Source organism: Paenibacillus methanolicus, assembly GCF_008124765.1.
GTDB classification, from domain to species: domain Bacteria; phylum Bacillota; class Bacilli; order Paenibacillales; family Paenibacillaceae; genus Paenibacillus_Z; species Paenibacillus_Z methanolicus.
Map to the genome: position 1 here is coordinate 1 of NZ_VNHS01000028.1, position 2,534 is coordinate 2,534.

Annotated in this window: 1 rRNA gene; it reads right to left on the reverse strand. The window is 54.4% G+C overall.

Going from position 1 to position 2,534, the window contains the following annotated elements:
• Window position 1: 1 nt before the first annotated feature.
• A 23S ribosomal RNA gene (locus tag BCM02_RS35030) occupies window positions 2-2,534 on the reverse strand; the annotation flags it as partial.

Genomic DNA, 2,534 nt, shown 5'->3' on the forward strand with positions numbered 1-2,534 from the left:
TTAGGATAAGCCCTCGACCGATTAGTATTCGTCAGCTGCACGCATTGCTGCGCTTCCACCTCGAACCTATCAACCTGGTCGTCTTCCAGGGGTCTTACTAATTGGGAAATCTCATCTTGAGGGGGGCTTCACGCTTAGATGCTTTCAGCGCTTATCCCGTCCGTACTTGGCTACCCAGCGGTGCTCCTGGCGGAACAACTGGTACACCAGCGGTACGTCCATCCCGGTCCTCTCGTACTAAGGACAGCTCCTCTCAAATTTCCTGCGCCCACGACAGATAGGGACCGAACTGTCTCACGACGTTCTGAACCCAGCTCGCGTACCGCTTTAATGGGCGAACAGCCCAACCCTTGGGACCTACTTCAGCCCCAGGATGCGATGAGCCGACATCGAGGTGCCAAACCTCCCCGTCGATGTGGACTCTTGGGGGAGATAAGCCTGTTATCCCCAGGGTAGCTTTTATCCGTTGAGCGATGGCCCTTCCATTCGGTACCACCGGATCACTAAGCCCGACTTTCGTCCCTGCTCGACTTGTTGGTCTCGCAGTCAAGCTCTCTTATGCCTTTGCACGCTTCGAATGATTTCCAACCATTCTGAGAGAACCTTTGGGCGCCTCCGTTACATTTTAGGAGGCGACCGCCCCAGTCAAACTGCCCGCCTGACACGGTCCCCCCACCCGATTCAGGGTGGCGGGTTAGAACTCCGATACGATCAGGGTGGTATCCCAACGGCGCCTCCACCCAAGCTGGCGCTCAGGCTTCTACGGCTCCCACCTATCCTGTACAGATCGTACCAAAGTCCAATATCAAGCTGCAGTAAAGCTCCATGGGGTCTTTCCGTCTTGTCGCGGGTAACCTGCATCTTCACAGGTATTAAAATTTCACCGGATCTCTCGTTGAGACAGCGCCCAAGTCGTTACGCCATTCGTGCGGGTCAGAATTTACCTGACAAGGAATTTCGCTACCTTAGGACCGTTATAGTTACGGCCGCCGTTTACTGGGGCTTCGGTTCACAGCTTCGGGTTGCCCCTAACCGCTCCCCTTAACCTTCCAGCACCGGGCAGGCGTCAGCCCGTATACTTCGCCTTACGGCTTCGCACAGACCTGTGTTTTTGCTAAACAGTCGCTTGGGCCTTTTCACTGCGGCCCCCTCGGGCTATTCACCCTACCGAGGCACCCCTTCTCCCGAAGTTACGGGGTCATTTTGCCGAGTTCCTTAACGAGAGTTCTTCCGCGCGCCTTAGCATGCTCTGCTCGCCTACCTGTGTCGGTTTGCGGTACGGGCACCTTCACCTGGCTAGAAGCTTTTCTTGGCAGCGGGAACACATAACCTTCGGTACTGTAATTTTCCCTCCCCATCACAGCCCAGCCTTACGATGTGCGGATTTGCCTACACATCAGCCTCACTGCTTGGACGAGCTATTCCATCAGCTCGCGTTACTATCCTTCTGCGTCACTCCATTGCTCATAACGGCTACGGTGGTACAGGAATATCAACCTGTTGTCCTTCGACTACGCCTTTCGGCCTCGCCTTAGGTCCCGACTTACCCTGAGCGGACGAGCCTTCCTCAGGAACCCTTAGGCTTTCGGCGGACAAGATTCTCACTTGTCTTTTCGTTACTCATACCGGCATTCTCACTTGTATGCTGTCCACCAGTCCTTACGGTCTGACTTCAACCTGCATACAACGCTCCCCTACCACTACACCATACGGTGCAATCCATAGCTTCGGTGGTGTGTTTAGCCCCGTTACATTTTCGGCGCAGAGTCACTCGACCAGTGAGCTATTACGCACTCTTTAAATGGTGGCTGCTTCTAAGCCAACATCCTGGTTGTCTTTGCAACTCCACATCCTTTCCCACTTAACACACACTTGGGGACCTTAGCTGATGGTCTGGGCTGTTTCCCTCTTGACAATGGATCTTAGCACTCACTGTCTGACTCCCGGTTATAAGTCGATGGCATTCGGAGTTTGACTGGACTTGGTAACCCTTGGCGGGCCCCGCACCCAATCAGTGCTCTACCTCCATGACTCTCAATACCGAGGCTAGCCCTAAAGCTATTTCGGGGAGAACCAGCTATCTCCGAGTTCGATTGGAATTTCTCCGCTACCCCCACGTCATCCCCGAATTTTTCAACATTCGTGGGTTCGGGCCTCCAGTGCGTGTTACCGCACCTTCACCCTGCACAGGGGTAGATCACACGGTTTCGGGTCTACGACCACGTACTTAATCGCCCTATTCAGACTCGCTTTCGCTGCGGCTCCGTCTCTCCGACTTAACCTTGCACGTGAACGTAACTCGCCGGTTCATTCTACAAAAGGCACGCCATCACCCATAAAGAGGGCTCTGACTTCTTGTAAGCGCACGGTTTCAGGTTCTATTTCACTCCCCTTCCGGGGTGCTTTTCACCTTTCCCTCACGGTACTGCTTCACTATCGGTCACTAGGGAGTATTTAGCCTTGGCAGATGGTCCTGCCGGATTCCGACGGGGTTTCACGTGTCCCGCCGTACTCAGGATCCGTCTCGGAGAGTG